The 17,864-nt window shown below is 74.4% G+C and carries 11 protein-coding genes and 1 pseudogene; 5 read left to right on the plus strand and 7 right to left on the minus strand.

The window, feature by feature from the left end; translation table 11 throughout:
• Positions 1–407: pseudogene (locus ACFVVU_RS11810) on the plus strand (hypothetical protein); the annotation flags it as partial.
• 205 nt (positions 408–612) lie between these two features.
• On the opposite strand, the gene ACFVVU_RS11815 reads toward ACFVVU_RS11810, so the two are convergent.
• Both ACFVVU_RS11815 and ACFVVU_RS11820 read right to left on the minus strand, forming a co-directional pair.
• Positions 613–2,226 (minus strand): 4Fe-4S binding protein, encoded by a 1,614-nt coding sequence (locus ACFVVU_RS11815; RefSeq protein ID WP_387789484.1) that lies wholly within the window; start codon positions 2,224–2,226, stop codon positions 613–615.
• 68 nt (positions 2,227–2,294) lie between these two features.
• Positions 2,295–3,212 carry a diiron oxygenase gene (locus tag ACFVVU_RS11820; RefSeq protein WP_387789486.1) on the minus strand — a complete coding sequence of 306 codons (918 nt, stop codon included), beginning with the start codon at positions 3,210–3,212 and terminating at the stop codon, positions 2,295–2,297.
• 196 nt (positions 3,213–3,408) lie between these two features.
• Here ACFVVU_RS11820 and ACFVVU_RS11825 point away from each other — a divergent pair, with 196 nt between their 5' ends.
• Positions 3,409–6,006: a SpoIIE family protein phosphatase gene (locus ACFVVU_RS11825; RefSeq protein ID WP_387789488.1), complete on the plus strand. Its 2,598-nt coding sequence runs from the start codon at positions 3,409–3,411 to the stop codon at positions 6,004–6,006.
• 145 nt (positions 6,007–6,151) lie between these two features.
• Positions 6,152–6,388 (plus strand): chaplin, encoded by a 237-nt coding sequence (locus ACFVVU_RS11830; protein WP_380687748.1) that lies wholly within the window; start codon positions 6,152–6,154, stop codon positions 6,386–6,388.
• A gap of 123 nt (positions 6,389–6,511) precedes the next feature.
• Here the strand turns inward: ACFVVU_RS11830 and ACFVVU_RS11835 are convergent, their stop codons facing one another.
• Complete coding sequence (locus ACFVVU_RS11835; protein WP_387789490.1) at positions 6,512–10,507, minus strand: hypothetical protein; 3,996 nt, start codon at positions 10,505–10,507, stop codon at positions 6,512–6,514.
• Between the two features lie 222 nt (positions 10,508–10,729).
• Entirely contained in the window at positions 10,730–11,347 is a 618-nt protein-coding gene (locus ACFVVU_RS11840) for a TetR/AcrR family transcriptional regulator (RefSeq protein WP_387789492.1), read from the minus strand.
• Positions 11,348–11,504: 157 nt separating this feature from the next.
• Between ACFVVU_RS11840 and ACFVVU_RS11845 the strand changes: the two genes are divergently transcribed.
• Together ACFVVU_RS11845 and ACFVVU_RS11850 are read left to right on the plus strand one after the other, a co-directional pair.
• Positions 11,505–12,743, plus strand: coding sequence for a glycoside hydrolase family 1 protein (locus tag ACFVVU_RS11845; RefSeq protein ID WP_387789494.1), 1,239 nt, complete (start codon positions 11,505–11,507; stop codon positions 12,741–12,743).
• A gap of 32 nt (positions 12,744–12,775) precedes the next feature.
• Positions 12,776–15,064: a glycoside hydrolase family 3 C-terminal domain-containing protein gene (locus tag ACFVVU_RS11850; RefSeq protein WP_387789496.1), complete on the plus strand. Its 2,289-nt coding sequence runs from the start codon at positions 12,776–12,778 to the stop codon at positions 15,062–15,064.
• Positions 15,065–15,110: 46 nt separating this feature from the next.
• On the opposite strand, the gene ACFVVU_RS11855 is transcribed toward ACFVVU_RS11850, so the two are convergent.
• From ACFVVU_RS11855 to ACFVVU_RS11865, 3 genes are all read right to left on the minus strand, one after another.
• Positions 15,111–15,404 carry a hypothetical protein gene (locus ACFVVU_RS11855; RefSeq protein WP_387789498.1) on the minus strand — a complete coding sequence of 98 codons (294 nt, stop codon included), beginning with the start codon at positions 15,402–15,404 and terminating at the stop codon, positions 15,111–15,113.
• A gap of 177 nt (positions 15,405–15,581) precedes the next feature.
• Complete coding sequence (locus tag ACFVVU_RS11860; protein ID WP_387789499.1) at positions 15,582–16,859, minus strand: WD40 repeat domain-containing protein; 1,278 nt, start codon at positions 16,857–16,859, stop codon at positions 15,582–15,584.
• A gap of 210 nt (positions 16,860–17,069) precedes the next feature.
• A complete protein-coding gene (locus ACFVVU_RS11865; RefSeq protein ID WP_387789501.1) occupies positions 17,070–17,786 on the minus strand; it encodes a TetR/AcrR family transcriptional regulator in 717 nt (238 codons plus the stop codon).
• Positions 17,787–17,864: the final 78 nt, after the last annotated feature.

Below are 17,864 nucleotides of genomic sequence, written 5' to 3' on the forward strand. Positions count from 1 at the left end.
CGCCCTCCCGCCCGCGCCCCTTTCCCCGCGCCCCCGCGCCCCCCGCGTCCCCCGCGGCCCCGGGGTCCGCCCGCCCCACCGGCACCCGGAGCGGGGGGTGCGGCGCCGATCCCCACGTCGACGCCGTCTCCGGGGAGCTTCCCGACGAACTGCCGGGGGACCTCCTCGCTTCCGAGCCCTTCCCCTTGGTCGGCCGCGTCTGCGCGGTCCTCCCGGGCGGCGCCGACACCGTCTCCGGCTGGGCCGAGACCACCACCGACGACGGCTCCCCCGCCCTCCTCGCCGTCCGCACCCCGCCCGGCGACCCCGCCGTCCCGGCCGGCCGCACCGCCCTCCTCCACGCCCACGACCCGGCCACGGACACCTACCTGATCACCCCCCTCGACCTCGGCGTCCTCTTCAGCTGAGCTTGTCGGCCGGACCGAAGAGCAGGCCATCCGACTTCCGGTCGGCGAACTCTTCCCGGAGTGGGAGGAGTTGAGTGTCCGACCTCCTGCCGGTCTTCCTCGACGACGCTGTCCGGGATGACGCTGGGGTACCGCGTCGGCGACGCCGAGTTCCGGATCGCGCCGCTGCTCGTCGGGCCCTGAGGGGCGCGGGGTCGCCCGGGGTTCAGCGGCGGGCGGCGGCGAGCAGGGCGGGGACGGTCGGGAGTTTGACGCGGGGGCGGCCGGTGGCCTCGCCGCGGGCGCGTTCGGCGCGGTCGATGGCGCGCAGCTGGCGCAGGCCGAGGGCGTCGGGGCGGCGGGTGCGGACCAGCCGGTCGAAGGACCTGCGGTCGGCGGTGGGGACGGGCAGGGTGCCCGCGACGGCGTCGTCCATCAGGGCGTGCACGGTCTCCTCGGCGCAGGCGCGGTTGGCGCCGATTCCGCCGGAGGGTCCGCGCTTGGCCCAGCCGACCAGGTAGGTGCCGGGCAGCGGCCGGCCGGTCGCCGGGTCGAGGACGCGGCCGCCGGTGTGCGGGACGCTGCCGGCGGTGTCGTCGAAGGGCAGTCCGGGGACGGGCACGCCGCGGTGGCCGATGGAGCGCACGACCAGGGCGGTACGCAGGAGTTCGCCGGTGCCGGCGAGGCGGACCGCCTCGACCCGGCCGTCGCCGAGGAGTTCGGCGGGCGCGGCGTGGAAGCGCAGCACGATCCGCCGCCCGGGCCGGGGCGGCGCGCCGGTGTCGACGCGCTCCAGCGGGACGCCGGCCGGCAGCGCCGCGCCGCGGACCTCCGGGCGGTCGTCCACCACGACGTCCACGCCCGGGAGTCGGGTGAGGGCGAGGAACTCGGGCGCGCTCCACGCGGCGTTCTCGGGCCCGCGCCGGGCGAGCAGGACGACCTCGCGGACCGCGCTGCCGCGCAGTGCGGCGAGCGCGTGGTCGGCGATGTCGGTGGCGGCGAGCCGGTCGGGGTCGGAGAGCAGGATCCGCGCGATGTCGACCGCGACGTTGCCGTTGCCGATCACCACCGCCCGGTCGGCGCCGCTCCCCGGCCCGCCGGACAGGGTCACCGCGTCGGCCGGCACCGTCGGTTCGGCGTTGTACCAGCGGACGAAGGTGGTGGCGGGAAGGCTGCCGGGCAGGTCCTCGCCGGGCACCCCGAGCCGGCGGTCGGCGGCGGCCCCGACCGCGTACACCACCGCGTGGTGGTGGGCGGCGAGTTCGGCGTGGCCGAGGTCGGTACCGACCTCGACGTTGAGGTGGACCCGCAGCCGCGGGTCGTGGAAGACGGACGCGAAGCTCTCGGCGATCCGCTTGGTCGACTGGTGGTCCGGGGCGACCCCGTACCGCAGCAGCCCGCCGGCCACCGGCAGCCGGTCGAGCATGGTGACCTCGGCGCCGGTGGAGCGCAGCAGCGCCTGCGCGGCGTAGCTCGCGGACGGCCCGGTGCCGACGACGGCGACCCGCAGCGGGCCGGGCCCGAGGTCGAGGCCGGCGGGCAGGCTGCGCGGGAAGACGGGCGCGCCCCAGGCGTGGTCGGCGGGATGGTCGCGGAAGAAGTCGCGGTTGAGCTCGGCGTGGGCGGCGTCGGGCCCCGTCAGCCGGTCGACCGGGAAGACCGCGTCCACCGGGCAGGCGTCCGCGCAGGCGCCGCAGTCGATGCAGGCGGCCGGGTCGATGTAGAGCATGTCGGTGCGGCCGAAGTCCGGCTCGTCCGGGGTGGGGTGGATGCAGTTGACGGGGCAGACGGACACGCACGAGGCGTCGTTGCAGCAGGTGCGGGTGATCGCGTAGGCCATGGCGGGGGTGGGGTCCTCGCTGCGCTGGGGCTGGGGCTGGGGCGGACGGGCGGGGCGTGGGAGGTGGGTCAGAGCATGTGGATGCGCCGGTAGAGCTTGGCCGCCGGACCGGTGATCAGGCCGTTCTCGGCGAGGAAGGCCATCAGGTGGCGGCTGCTGGTGCGCATCATGGCGCGCCGGTGCTCGCTGGCCCGGACCTCGGCGAGCGCCCGGGCGACGTCCAGCCCGGCGGCCTTGTACACGGACGGGTGAACCATGCTGGTGACGATGACGAAGGCGCCGGCCGCGATGCCGAAGGCGGCGTTGCGACGGCGCAGGGCGCCGGCTCCGCGCAGCCGTTCGCGGATCTCCTGGCGGGCGAACTTCATGTGCCGGGACTCCTCGACCACGTGGATCCGGGAGGTCCCGCGGACGATGTCGAGGACGTTCTCGCCGCGCATCCAGTCACGCTGCATGACGTCCAGCACCTCCTCGGCCACCAGGATGCCGCCGTAGGCGAGTTCGCCCCGGGCGAGGGACTTGTAGGCGCGCCCGGCCTGGGCGACGAGCCGGTTCGGCCGGTACTGCGGGACGCCCATCCGCTCGCAGGCGCGGGCGAACATGATCGAGTGGCGGCACTCGTCGGCGATCTCGGTGAGCGCGAAGCGGAACCCGGCGCTGCCGGGGTCCTTGAGGTACTGGTCGCGCAGCACCATCTGCTGCAGGATCATCTCGAACCAGATGCCGGTGGTCATGATCGAGCCGACCTCGTGGCGGGTGAGGGTGACCCGCTGCTCCTCGGTCATCCCGGCCCAGAGCGGGGTTCCGTAGAGGGTGCTCCACTCGGGGTTGAGCCCGTAGTGCCCGGGCGGGAGCGGGGCGTCCCAGTCGATCTCGACGGACGGGTCGTAGGAGAGGGTCGCGGCCGAGTCGAGGAGCCGCTTCGCGACGTCGTCGTCGGCCGCGGTGCGGGTCCGGGTGGGGATGCGTTCCGCCGGGTGAGCCATGGCTGCCTCCGTCAGGTGCGTGGCCTGCGCGGGAACCCGCCGGCCCCGCTTATTGACGGAGATTACAATAAGACTGGACGCCCGAGAACCCCCCGTGCAGCGCGCTGTCGCCGCCGGGAAACTGGCGGGCTCGCCGGGCCGGGGGATGATGGAGGGGTCGCGGCAGCGAACCCGCCGACGGAGAGGAGCGGACCGGATGGACACGGCGGACGCCCTGTACCGCGGCCGATCCCCCTTCGTCGTCAACGCCATGGGCGCCCTGCTCGACGCGGACGGCCGCATCGTCCGCTGGACCCCGGAGGCGGAACGGCTGCTCGCCCTCGGTGCCGCCCAGGTCCACGGCCGGCCGGTGCACGACCTGCTCGACGACCCCTCGGGGTGGCCGGCGATGTCCGAACTCACCGCGGAGCAGCAGGCCGAGGGCTGGTCCGGCGAAGCGGTGCTGCGCTCCGGCCGGGGCGAACGGCTCGCGCTCTCCTACCAGGTGCTGCCGCTGAACGCGCCCGAGGAGGACCCCCCGCCGGGCCCGGCGGGCACCGGCGCCCCCCGGTACTTCGTGCTCGCCGCCCCCACCGCGCTGATCGCCCGCTCGCGCCAGGACCAGGCCTTCACCCGCGAGCTGTTCCTCCAGGACCGGGTCGGCCTGGCCGTCTTCGACGAGCGGCTGCGCCTGATACGCACCAACACCCATCTGCTCCCCTACAGCGGCCTGCCGCCGGACCTGCGCGGGCGGCGCCTCGGCGACTTCCTGGAGGCGCAGGACGCCGCCGCCGTCGAACGCGGGCTGCAGGACGTGCTGCGCACCGGCCGGCCGCTGATCGGCGCGGAGGAGATCGTCCGCACCATCGAGGACCCGGCCGGCGGGGCGGTGATGGCGATCTCGGCGTTCCGGCTGCAGTCCCCCGACGGGCAGGTCATCGGGGTGACCGCGCTGTTCACCGACGTCACCGAGCTGCACCGGTCCGCCGAGCGGCTCGCCCTGCTGCACCGGGCGACGGCGGCCGTCGGCGGCTCGCTGTCGGTCACCGGGACGGTGGAGGAGCTGGCCGCCGTACTCGCCCCGCCGTCCCCGTCGGCCCCGTCGGTCGCCGCGGCCCCGCCCTCCGCCACGCCGTCCGCCCCGGGCGGGCCCTCGGCGGGCGACGGATCGGTGCCCGGGCTCGCCGACCTCGCGGTGATCGACGTCGCCGAGGCCGTGTTCACCGGCGGGGAGCCGTCCCCGGGCCGGGACGGCCGGGTGCCGCTGCGCCGCACCGCGGTCGCGAGCACGGCCAGGGCCGAGGCCGACGGAGCGGGGATCCCGGCGCCCCCGCCCACCGGGGTGACCCTGCACGCCGACCCCGGCGAGCAGACCACCCACACCGCGTTCCCGCCGTCGATGACCGTCCCGCTGCGCGCCGGCGGCAGTCTGCTCGGCCGGGTGAGCGTCCACCGCGCCCCGCACCGGCCGCCGTACCTGCCGGCCGACCTGGAGCTGCTGCGCGAGATCGCCGACCGCGCCGCCCTCGCCCTGGACAACGCCCGCCGCTACGCGCGCGAGCACCGCGCCGCCGTCGGCCTCCAGCGCAGCCTGCTGCCGCCCTCGCTGGCCGAGACCACCGCCGTCTCCACCGCCAGCGTCTACCTGCCCACCGACACGGCGAGCGGGATCGGCGGCGACTGGTTCGACGTGATCCCGCTGTCCTCCGCCCGGGTCGCGCTGGTCGCGGGGGACGTGGTCGGCCACGGGCTGGCCGCCAGCGCGACCATGGGCCGGCTGCGGACCGCCGTCCGGACCCTGGCCGATCTCGACCTGGAGCCGGACGAACTGCTGGTCCACCTCGACGACCTGGTCGCCCAGCTGATGGTGGAGGCCGAACGGCCGGACGAGGAGGAGGACGGCCCCGGCGCGGAGCCCGGGGCGACCGCGGCCACCCTGCCCCCGGTGAGCCACGGCGCGTGGAGCGACGGTGCCCACGACACCCCCGACGACCAGCAGACCGTGCCGTTCGGCGCCACCTGCGTCTACGCGGTGTACGACCCGGTGTCACGACGCTGCGCGATGGCCTCGGCGGGCCACCCGCCGCCCGCCGTCGCGGCACCGGACGGCCGGGTGCGGTACGTGCCGCTGCGGCCCGGGCCGCCGCTCGGCGTGAGCGGGCTGCCGTTCGAGGTGACCGAGGTCGACCTCGAACCCGGCAGCCTGCTGGCGCTGTACACCGACGGGCTGCTGCTCGGGTACGCGGACGACCTGGAGGAGGGCATGGACGAGCTGTCCCACCGGCTCGCCGCCGCGGCCGCCCCGCCGGACGGCTCCGTGCCCCCGGCCGGCGCCGCGCTGCGCGAGCTCGGCCGGGACCTCGTCGCCGACCTCCCGGCCCACCGGCTCACCGACGACGTCACCCTGCTGCTGGCCCGGACCCGGGCGGTGCCGCCGGAGGACACCGCGGGCTGGACGCTGGAGGCGGACCCGGCGGCGGTCGCGCGGGTCCGGGAGGCCGCGACCGCGCAGTTGCTGGCCTGGGGGCTGGAGGAGCTGGCGTTCACCACCGAACTGGTGCTGAGCGAGCTGGTCACCAACGCGATCCGCTACGCGGGCGGTCCGGTGGGCGTGCGCCTCATCCGCGCCGAACGGCTCACCTGCGAGGTCTCCGACCCCAGCGCCACCCAGCCCCGGATGCGCCGCGCCCGCCTGACGGACGAGGGCGGCCGCGGTCTCTACCTGGTCGCCCAGCTCACCACCCGCTGGGGCAGCCGCTACACCCGCCAGGGCAAGACCATCTGGGCCGAGCAGGACCTCCCGCCGGTCGGCTGACAGACCCCGTGCGCCGATCGGCGCACCCCGTACGGCGGGCGGTGGCGAAGACACGCCCTCGTTGCGAGCAATGCGCCGGGATCGCCGCCCCTCACCGGTGTGATGGTGCTCTGATCTGCCAACTCATCCCCTCACAAGGAGAGACATGCGCACTCGCACCGCCCTCGCCGCCGGCATCCTCGCGTCGGCCGCCCTGCTGGCCGGCGGCGGCACCGCCGCCGCCGACTCCGTCGCCGAGGGCATCGCCGCCAACTCCCCCGGCGTCCTGTCCGGCAACCAGATCCAGATCCCGGTCCACATCCCGATCAACCTCTGTGGCAACTCGATCGACATCATCGGGCTGGCCAACCCGGCCTTCGGCAACGTCTGCATCAACAAGTAGGACCACCGGCACCGCGACGCGGGTCCGCCCACTCGGGCGGGCCCGCGTCCGCGCGTCGGCCGAAGAACGAACCGCGCCGCCCGGGAGCCCCGGGCGGCGCGGTGTCGATCAGGCGACCGGTCGTCAGACCGAGAACCAGCCGATCAGGTCGGCGACCACGTCGGTGCTGCCCCACTGGTTGGCGAACGACACGCGTCCGTCCACCACCGGGACCATCACCAGCGTGGAGACGACCTCACCCGGGCGGTAGTTGATGTTCGAGGCGTCCGGACGGTCCTGTCCGTGCGGATAGACCGTCAGGAAGCTGGTGTCGGTCGGCCACACCACGGTGACGTTCATCAGCACCGAGGTCACCCCGGTCGAGGGCACGCCCTCGACGCCGTCCACCCGCACGCTGAGCAGGTCTCCGTTCCCGCCCAGGGTGCCGATCCGGGCGCCCTCGCCGGTGCGGGTGTCCAGCAGCCGCACCAGGTTCGCCGGCGAGTAGGTGGCACCCGAGGCGCCGTAGTAGCCGACGATGTCGACCCCGAGGTCGATCTCACCCCAGGCGTTGTACAGGTCGACCCTGCCGTCCGCCCCGACCGGGACCGTCACCAGGTTCGACACGTTCTGCCCGGCCGCGAAGTTGACCACCGAGGCGTCCGGCACCGACTCGCCGTGCGGGTACGCCGTCACGAAGCCGGTCCGGGTCGGATTGACGGCCGTCACGCTCATCACGACCGCCGTCACCCCGCTCGTCGGCACCCCGGCCACGCCGGTCACCTTGAGCGGCACCACGCCGCCCCAGCCGACCCGGCCGGCCGGCGCGCCGACCCCGAGCACGGTGTTCAGGATCCGGGTCGGCGACACCGGGCTCAGCAGGGAGCCCTGGGTGGTGCTGTCGGTGTAGTAGCCGACGACGTCCACCCCGAGGTCGACCTCGCCCCAGGCGTTGCGCAGGTCGACCCTGCCGTTGGCCAGCGGCACCGTCACCAGGTTGGTGACGTTCTGCCCGGCCGCGAAGCTCACCGTCGGCAGGTCCGGCACCTTCTGGCCGCTCGGGTACGCCGAGACGGCGCTGTCGCGGGTCGGGTTGACGGCCGTCACGTTCATCACGACCGCCGTCGCCCCGGTGACCGGGACCCCGCCCGCACCGGCGACCTGGAGCGGCACCACGCCGCCCTGGCCGACCCGGCCGGCCGGCGCGCCGACCCCCAGCACGGTGTTCAGGATCCGCGCCGGCGAGACCGGCACGAACCGGCCCTTGGCCGCGGCCTGCTCGGGCGTCACGGTGAAGCCCTTGGCGAGGGTGACACCGATGCCCCCGTTGTCGAGCACCACGTCGTACGCCCCCGGCTGGAGGCCCCTGGTGTCGAACAGGACGTGCGCCTCGGTGCCCTCGGGGTTCACCGAGATCGGCTTGAGGTCGTACGGGTACGAGGCTCCGTTGCCGGCCAGCCGCAGCTTGCTGCCCAGGGTGAGGCCGGAGCCGCGGACCGCGACCTGGACCGAGGTCCCGGCCGCACCGGTGGCGGGGCTGACCGAGGTCAGCCTGACGGGGGCCGGCTGGCCGCTGCAGGTGGAGTAGAAGCGGTCGCACACGCCCTGGAGGGTGTACTCGACCGGCGTGACGGAGTTGCCGGGGGTGACCAGCAGGACCGCCTGCCCGGCGACCGCGTTGTAGGCGGAGTTGCACCGGCCGCCGAACTCACCGGAGTTGGTGCTGCAGGTGTAGGCGGGCGTGGACTCGTCCCACGTCCCCGGCCCCATGAGGTGCACCAGGGGCTTCTCCCCCGATCCCACCGAGGCGGTACCGAAGACGTTGAAGGACTGCGACGGCTTCATGTCGACCACCGCGCAGTACGCCGTCGACGATTCGGTGAGCACCCCGCTGCGCAGCGGGAAGCCCGACACCGAGACCGGACGGGCGGTGCACTCCGGGGCCCACCCGTCCGCGGTGCCCACCCGCCAGGTGTCCACGTTGGTGTGGATCGGGGCGCCGCCCTTGTAGCCGGCCGCGAGCACGACCATCGTGTACGAGGTCGAGCCGGTGACCTTGCAGGCGTAGCCGAACTGGACGCAGACCGTGCGGCCGCTGCCGTCCGCGACCTGGAGCTGCACCGTGGGGTCGTAGCGGCCCGCGGTCGACCGGGCGCTCAGCCAGAGCCGGTCGGTGGCGGCGGCGGACACCCGGATGCAGCGGGCGTCCAGCGCCGAGCCCAGGTCCAGCGGCAGCGAGCGGCCGCCGACCGTGGTCGAGCTCGGGGTGAGGCAGTTCGCGGTCGGCGAGATGTCCCGTCGGGCCAGCTTGTAGCCGTCGTCGTAGCGGCCCGCCAGCAGCCCCGTGTAGGACACGCCGTCGGTGAAGGCGCAGGTGAAGGCGCCGCCCTGGCAGACCACGTCGCCCTGCGGGTCGACCACCTGCAGCGAGGCGCCGCCGGTGTTGGTGGCGTTCGTGTAGTCGACGGCCTCGGCGGTGCTGTGCTGACCGGCCGGCAGGCCGAGGCAGATCTGCGGCACGGCCTCGGTGGGCGTGACCTCCGCGCCCCAGCCGCCGTCGAAGGCGCTGCGCGGCCAGGCCGTGCAGCCGGCCGTCTCACCGGTGCGGTGGACCACCAGCCGGTACGTCTCGGTCGGCGCACCGGTCGGCAGCACGCGGAACGGCGCCGTCCCGGTCAGCTTGCAGATCGTGGTGCCGTACGCGAAGGGGTTCTCGCACTGCTTGGCGCCGACCGCGTCGAGCACCGTGAAACCGGCCCCGGTCATGTCCTTCGGCGGCTGGTTGAGCAGGTAGACGCCGGTGCCGGTGGCGGTGGGCAGGAGGAGGCAGGAAGCCTGCCCGGTGGCGCCGAAGGAGCCGGTCGCCGGGCCGGACACCAGTCCGGTGTCACCGGTCGCCGCGCAGCCCCTGGTCTCCCTGGCCGAACGCAGGACCAGGCCGAAGCCCTGGTCGGCCGGGGTACCCGGGTCGACCACCCAGGTGTGGTCGCCCGGGGTCAGCTCACAGGTGTAGGCCGCTGTGCAGCCGACGTTCAGCCGGCTCCGGTCGGGCGCGAACAGCTCGCCGGTGAGCGCGGTGCCGCCCGCCGCGGTGACGGCGGCGAGGTAGTACTTGTCCTTCTCCGTGATCCGCAGCGTGCGGCAGCGGGCGACCTGGCCCAGGTCCGGGGAGGTGCCGTAGGCCTGCGGCTCCACGAGCACGCAGCCCTGGGTGCTGGCGAGGCGTGCCATGGTGAGGTCGTACGCCTGCGTCGAGCCGTAGCCGGCCTGCACCGTGAACCGGAACGGCGCCTGGCCGGCCGTCGTGCAGTCCAGCCGGAAGGAGTCCCAGCTGTTGGTACCGGAGCAGATCTGCCGGCCGGTCGCGTCGTAGAGGGCGCGGGCGGCGGAGTAGGCGCTGACGCGGGTCCGCAGCTGGTCCCCGGCCGCGAGGTCGGCGGCGACGTAGCACTCACCGGCGGAACCGGTCGGCAGCGAGCCGTGGAACGCGGTCGGTGCGGCGAGCGAGAGGTCGGCGGCGCTCACCGTCCGGCAGGCCCCGGGCGCGAGCAGCGGCAGGTACGAGACGGAGAGGCCGCCCGCCACGCCGTAGTCCTGGGTGACCTGGAGGGTGTGGTCGCCCGCCTGCGTGGTGACGCAGCGGCGCATCCCGCCGGACTGGTCCTCGCAGGTCGGCGCCGTGCCGTCGGGCGCGCGCAGGGTCCAGCGCGGCGAGCCGGTGGCGGTCAGGACCCGGACGAACAGCACGTCCTGGGGCTGGGGCAGGGTGAGGGAGAACGACTGCGGCTTGCCCGGTTCGACCGCGCACTCGGCGACCGCGCCGGCCGTGAGCGCCGTCGGGCAGGGGCCGGTCGGGTCGGCCTGCTGGAGTTCGCGGGCGGCGGCCGCGGCCTCGGCCTTCGGGTCCACCGGCGGCGCGGCCGTCGGCCCGGCGGTGGGAGCGGCACTCGGCGTCCGCGCGGCGGCGTCGGCGCCCGGCTGCGGCGAGGCGGTGGCCGCCGGCGGCGGCGCCACGGCGACGGCGGGGCCGGCCTGGCCCACCAGCGTCGCCAGGACGGCGAGCAACAGGGCGCCCGGAGCGGCGATGCGCTTCCTTCTTCGGCCCTGTCCCCCGCGGCTGCCCGATGGCAGCAACTTCATTGATGCCCCCTCATGTTCTACGGCCCCAACTCATATGACGATCACAGAGTTCGTAGGCAGCCGGATTCTAGCGATCGCCGGACACCGTGCCGACCGGATATCCCGGATGCCACAGGACGGCGCCCCGTCCCGCCCCAGGGGGGTGCGAGCACCGACCACCACGAGGGCCGCCGAGCACGACGACGCCGGGCACGACGACGCCGAGCACAACGGCGCCGGGCGCTACTCCGCGGGGGTGTCCGGCGTCGGGCGCCGCCCGGCGGGGTCGGTGGCCCACCGCGGGCCGATCAGGAGCTCGCCGAGCCGCTCGATGTCGGCGGCCATGTCGATCTCCGGGTCGAGCAGCCACTGGAGCTGGATGCCGTCGACGGCGGCGATGAAGATCCGGGCGAGCCAGGCCGGGTCCACCTCGTCGGCGACGTTCCGCTCGATGCGCTCCGCGAGCCGGGCGCGGAGGTCCGCGTAGCGCTGCTCGAAGAAGTCGTGCGCGGGATGGTCGGGTTCGGCCGCCGCCGCCGCGAGGTCGACGAAGAGCTTGACCAGCCCCGGGGTGGACGCGTTGTGCCGCAGGATCTCCGAGTGCGGCAGTCCGGTGCCGTCGGGGTCGGGTCCGAAGCGTTCCGCGGCCACCGCGTCCCGGGCCTCCAGGACGGCCGTGAGCAGGGCCTCCTTGCTGCCGAAGTGGTGCATGACCCCGGCGTAGGTCATCCCGACCCGCTGGGCGATGTCGCGCAGCGAGACGTTGCGGCTGCCGGCCTCCGCGTAGGCGGCGAGGGCGGCGTCGATGATCTGCTGCCGCTTGGCCGAGGTCTTGGCGTACGGCCCCCGAGGCTTGCTCATGGGCGGATCCTACCGGGCACGCCACAAAAACATATCGATGCCAGGTTTTCGGCGGCGAAAGCATTGCCCTGTCATGTTTTCGTGCTTATGGTGGGGCACCCCCGCGCAAACGCGGCCGGCCCGGCCGGCGGACCGCACCACGGAAGAGAGACCCGTCATGAGCGACGCGCCGATCACCTCCCTGCCCGAGGGCTTCCTCTGGGGCGCCTCCACCTCCGCCCACCAGACCGAGGGCGGCAACACCACCAGCGACTGGTGGCCGCTGGAGCGCGCCGCCGGCGAGGGCGGCCACATCAAGGAGCCCAGCGGCGACGCCTGCGACAGCTACCACCGCTGGCGCGAGGACATGGACCTGCTCGCCGAACTCGGCTTCACCGACTACCGGTTCAGCATCGAGTGGGCCCGGATCGAGCCCGAGCCCGGCGAGTTCTCGCGCGCCGCCCTCGCCCACTACCGGCGGATGGTGGAGGGCGCCCACGAGCGGGGCCTGCGGCCGATGGTGACCCTGCACCACTTCACCTCGCCGCGCTGGTTCGCCGAGCGCGGCGGCTGGGCCGCCCCGGACGCGGGCGAGCTGTTCGCCCGCTTCGTCGAGACCGCCGCGCCCGTCTACGCCGACGGCGTGGACCATGTCTGCACCATCAACGAGCCGAACATGGTCGCCACCATGGCCCCGCTGCTCGACCTGATGCTCGGCCGCGTCGACCCCTCCGAGCTGTCCCTCCCGCCGGCCGGCCTGCCGGCGCCGGACCCGCGGACCACCGAGGCCCTGGTCCGGGCCCACCGGCTGGCCGTCGAGGCGGTCAAGTCCCGGGCGCCGCACGTGCGGACCGGCTGGTCGATGGCCAACCAGGTCAGCCACGCGCTGCCCGGCGTCGAGGGCGCCGAGCAGGCGCGCGCCGCGTACCTGCGTCCGCGCGAGGACGTCTTCCTGGAGGCGGCCCGCGGCGACGACTGGCTCGGCGTACAGTCCTACACCCGCACCCTGATCGGGGCGGACGGCCCGCTGCCGGTCCCCGAGGACGTCGAACGCACCCTCACGGGCTGGGAGTTCTACCCCGGCGCGCTCGGCGACGCGCTGCGCCACACCGCCGCCACCGCGCCCGGCGTACCGCTGATCGTCACCGAGAACGGCATCGCCACCGCCGACGACACCCGCCGCGTCGCCTACACCGCGGGCGCCCTGGAGGGCATGGCCGCCGCCATGGCCGACGGCGTCGACGTGCACGGCTACTTCCACTGGAGCGCCCTGGACAACTACGAGTGGGGCAGCTTCCTCCCCACCTTCGGCCTGATCGCGGTGGACCGGGAGACCTTCGTCCGCACCCCGAAGCCGTCCGCCGCCTGGCTGGGCGCCGCCGGCCGCAGCCGCGTCCTGCCCGTCGCCGGGGCCTGACCCGCGCCATCGACAACAGAAGGAGCACACCCATGACCGAGCAGAGCCACCACCCCGCCCTGAGCACCGAGCAGCAGGCCGCGCTGACCTCCGGCGGCGACTTCTGGCACACCCGCGCCCTGCCCGAGGCCGGCGTCGAGGGCATCATGCTCACCGACGGCCCGCACGGCCTGCGCAAGCAGCCCGAGGACGGCGACGCCCTCGGCATCGGCACCAGCGAGCCGTCCACCTGCTACCCGCCCGCCTGCGCCCTCGGCTCCTCCTGGGACCCGGCGCTCGCCGAGCGGGTCGGCCGGGCCATCGCGCTGGAGGCCGTCGCCAAGAACGTCTCCGTCGTCCTCGGCCCCGGCGTCAACATCAAGCGCTCCCCGCTCGGCGGGCGCAACTTCGAGTACCTCGCCGAGGACCCGCTGCTCACCGCCCGGCTCGGCGCCGCGCTGGTGCACGGCGTGCAGTCCCGGGGCGTCGGCACCTCGCTCAAGCACTTCGCCGTCAACAGCCAGGAGACCGACCGGCTCCGGGTGAGCGCCGAGGTCGACGAGCGCACCCTGCGCGAGATCTACCTGCCCGCCTTCGAGCACATCGTCACCACCGCCCGGCCCACCACCGTGATGGCCGCCTACAACGCGGTCAACGGTGTACCGGCCGCCCGCAACCACTGGCTGCTGACCGAACTGCTGCGCGGCGAGTGGGGCTTCGACGGCCTGGTCGTCAGCGACTGGGGCGCGGTCGCCGACCGGGTCGCCTCGCTCGCCGCCGGGCTCGACCTGGAGATGCCGCCCTCCCGGCGGGAGGCGCAGGTCGTCGCGGCCGTCGAGGACGGCTCGCTGGACCCGGCCGCCCTGGACGCCGCCGCCCGGCGGGTCCTGGAGCTGCTGGAGCGCACCGCGGCCGCCCGGGTGCCCGGCGGGAGCTACGACGAGGACGAGCACCACGCGCTGGCCCGCGCCGTCGCCGCGCAGTGCGCCGTGCTGCTCAAGAACGACGGCGGCCTGCTGCCGCTCGCCCCCGACGGCACCGGAACCATCGCCGTCGTCGGCGAGTTCGCCCGCAGCCCGCGCTTCCAGGGCGGCGGCAGCTCGCACGTCGTGCCCACCCGGCTCGACACCGCCCTCGACGCGATCCGCGCCACCGTCACCGGCCCGGAGCGGATCCGCTTCGCCCCCGGCTTCACCCTCGACGGGGCGGCCGACCCGGCGCTCGTCGCCGAGGCCGTCGAGGCGGTGCGCGCCGCCCGGCACGCGGTGCTCTTCCTCGGCCTGCCCGAGACCCACGAGTCCGAGGGCTTCGACCGCACGGACATCGACCTGCCCGCCGACCAGCTCGCCCTGCTCGACGCCGTCACCGCCGCCGCCGAGGCCTCCGGCGCCGACGTCACCGTGGTCCTCTCCAACGGCGCGCCGGTACGGCTCACCCCGTGGCAGGACCGGGTCGGCGCGGTCCTGGAGGGCTGGCTGCTCGGCCAGGCCGGCGGCTCCGCCCTCGCCCGGCTGCTGTTCGGACTCGACAACCCCTCGGGCCGACTCGCCGAGACGATCCCGCTGCGGCTGGAGGACAACCCCAGCCACCTGCACTTCCCCGGCGCGGACGGCAAGGTCCACTACGGCGAGGGCGTGTACGTCGGCTACCGGTACTACGACACCCTGGGCCTGCCGGTCGCCCACCCGTTCGGCCACGGCCTGAGCTACACCACCTTCGGCTACGACGGCCTGGAGGTGACGCCCACCGGGACCAACCGCTACGACGTCTCGTTCACGGTCACCAACACCGGCACCCGGGCCGGCGCCGAGGTCGCCCAGCTGTACGTGCACGAGTGCGCCCCGCGGCTGCGCCGCCCCGAGCACGAGCTGAAGGGCTTCGCCAAGGTCCACCTGGAGCCCGGCGAGAGCGCCCGGCTGACCATCGCGCTGGACGAGCGCTCCTTCGCCCACTGGTCGGTGCGCGACCACCGCTGGCGGGTCGAGGGCGGCGAGTTCGAGCTGCGGATCGGCGCGTCCTCCCGGGACCTGCGGCTGCGCACCACGGTCGGCTGCCCCGGCGACGGCCACGCCCCCGAGCTCACCGCGGAGTCCACCCTCGGCGAGTGGCTGGCCGACCCGGTCGGGGCGCAGATCATCGGCGCGGCGATGCAGACGATGGCGGAGTCCATCGGCATCCCCGCCGACGACCCGATCGCCACCACCATGGGCGGCAGCCTGCCGGTCGGCCGCATCCCGGCGTTCGTGGACAGCGTGACGCCCGAGGACGTCGAGCGCCTGGTCGCCGCCCACCGCGAGCTGACCGCCGCGCGCGCCGCCGGGGCCGGGGCCGACCGGGTCTGACGTTCGGCCCCGGGCGTTCCGCTCCCGGCATTCGGCCCCCGGGTGTTCAGCCCCCGGCGCCGTCCGGTCGCGGCTGGTCCCGGTCCGGCCACACCTCGATGTGGTCGGCCGCCAGGACCAGCCGCACCCGGTGCGCCGGTCCCAGCGACTCGGTGGACTCACGCGGCAGTTGGAGCCGGCCGACCCGGTCCGGCACCGTGTGCTCCTGGGCCGTGAGGCCGCCGCCGGCGCCCGGGGCGGCCGGGTGGCGCAGCCCCTCCGTGGACGTGCGGCCGTCGCGGATCCGCACCGTGCGGTGGACCTGCTCGGCCACCAGCGGGCCGTGGGTGACGATCAGCACGGTGGTGCCCAGCTCGCCGTTGGCGGCGCGCAGGGCGTCGAAGATCTCCTCCGAGGTGGCGGTGTCCAGCTCGCCGGTGGGTTCCGCACAGGTTCGCCGGGTTGTGCAGCCGCTGGCCGCGTTTTGTCCTCATCGCCGGGGCGGAACCAGCAACCATCCGGTCACGGCACCAACGGCTCACGGCCCAGTGGAGTCAGGGACGGCATGCAGGGACAGGACCGCGACGTCGCCGCCGAAGCCCACCACGAGCGAGCCTTCCGGGGTCACGGTCAGCGCATGGACTGGCGCGGGAAACACCAGCTCCCGGCCGATCTGCCGCCCGGCGGCCGGCTCCCACAGGCACACCGTTCCATCCGAACCACCGGTGACGACCCGGAGTTCTCCACCGATCACCGCGGTCACCACCGCGGACACGGTGCCTTCGTGGCCGACCAGCCTGCCGACTTCCCGTCCCATGACCAGGTCCCACACGCGCACGGTGGCGTCGTAACCCGCCGTGATCGCGTGGGCTCTGCCGCCGACGACCGCTGTCGCGACCGCCCACGCCTCGCCGTCGTGGCCCGGCAGGGGCTCCCCGACCGGTTGTCCGGTGGTCAGGTCCCACTGCCAGACCTTGCCACCGCTCGTACAGCCCACCGCATGGGGCCTGTCATCGATCACCAGCGTGTCGATGGCCATCAGGAAGTCGTCGTGTCCGGTGAGTTCGCCGACCTGTTCCCCGCTGGCCAGATCCCAGACCCGCACGGACACGTCGTCGTCGCTGGCGAGCGCACACGGTCGCCCCTGGACGACAGCCGTGCCCAGACACCACACCTCACCGTTGATCCCCGGCAGCTCGCCCGTCTGCCGGCGGGTGGCCAGGTCCCACGCGAGTACCGCCCAGTCGCCGGCCGTGACGACGCACGGCCGACCGTCCACGACCTCCGTCGCCACCGCCCACACTCTGCCGTTGAGGTCGCTCATGGGCCCGCCGACCGGTTGGCCGGTCTCAAGGTCCCGCACCCGGACCGTCTGGTCCTTGCTGCCGGTGACCACGACGTGGCGGCCGTCCGAGAAGGTTGTCACCACCGCGTCAACACCGCCGGTGTGACCGGACGGGTTCATCTGGAAGTGCGGGTCACTCTGCGCGCCGGTGGACCACAGCACCTGCCATGGCTCGGTGTCGACATCCTCCACTGACACGGCGGCAATCCGTGCCGACAACTCCCGGTCCCCGTACCGAGCAGCGTCCAGGGCCAGCAGCTGCCGCCGCACCCACGGTGGCACGTCCCGGTGTACGTCCACCGACGCCCGGTAGACCGCAGCCATCAGTCGCGCGTCGGAATCCGCATCGGAAGCCGGCAACCCCAGAACCCGCTCCGGATCAGCGTTCACCAGCCATGGCAGGTCCGTCCACCACCCTTCCGCCCCCGACGGATCCGATGCCGAAGCGGTCATATGAACGTCGTCACTCACGGCCGAAACTCTAGTGATGCGGCCGGACGGGTCCGCGCACCGAACTCGTACTGCCGCGGCGAACGATCCGCCGCAGTTTCCGCCCTTCCTGGTTGGTCGGTCTGCGCACACGGACAGGCTCGGCCACCGCGCCTCCAGCGGTCGGACCGGACGTCACCGCAGATCCAACCGCCATGACGTCCAACCCGGCGAACCCATGCGGTCGGAGCACTAGATCTCGATCCCCAACGAGCGGGTCAACTGGGCGAGTTCGGCTTGGAAGAGCTTGTCCGGCGCGGAGGTCTGGGCCCGCAGGTGGCCGTAGACCTCCAGCACGACCAGTCCGTGCAGACGGCCCCAGATCCGCAGCGCCAGGGCCACCCCGGCCGGCGGCAGCGCGGGGAACGCGGGGCGGACCTTGTCGAGCAGGCCGGGATCGAAGTCCTCCCAGTCGAAGCCGTCGCCCGCACCGGCCCCCGCACCCGCGGCGCCGCCCCAGGCGGTGTCGGCGAGCGCGGCGATGCCGACGCAGACCCGTCGGGCGGCGTCGGGCGCGGCCCCGCCCTCCGGAGCGCGGTAGCCGGGGACGGGGTCGCCGTAGATCAGCCGGAAGCCCTCGGGGTTGGCCAGCGCCCAGCTGCGGAAGGCGTGCGCCCAGGCCTGGATCCGCCCCGCCGGGGCGTCCTGCGCGGAAGCGGCCCAGGCGGCGTCGAGGGCGTCGGCGAGCGCCGTGTAGACGTCCGCGACGAGGGCGGTGACCAGGTCGTCGCGGGTGGCGAAGTAGCCGTAGATGGCGTTGGCGGTCATGCCCATCTCGCGGGCGATGGCCCGCAGGGTGATCGCGTCGGGACCGCCGGAGCGCATCAACTCCAGTGCGGTGCGCTTGATCTCGGCGGTCGTCTCGATCCGCAGTCGCTCGCGTCGTCCGGTGCTCGGGGTGGCTGCCACGGCGTCACTCTACAGCGTCACCTCACTGATTGCCGTGCGAAAACTTCACGCCGTATAGTTCCAGCACAGCGTGAGGGG

The sequence above is a fragment of the Kitasatospora sp. NPDC057965 genome, from assembly GCF_042887135.1.
GTDB lineage: Bacteria > Actinomycetota > Actinomycetes > Streptomycetales > Streptomycetaceae > Kitasatospora.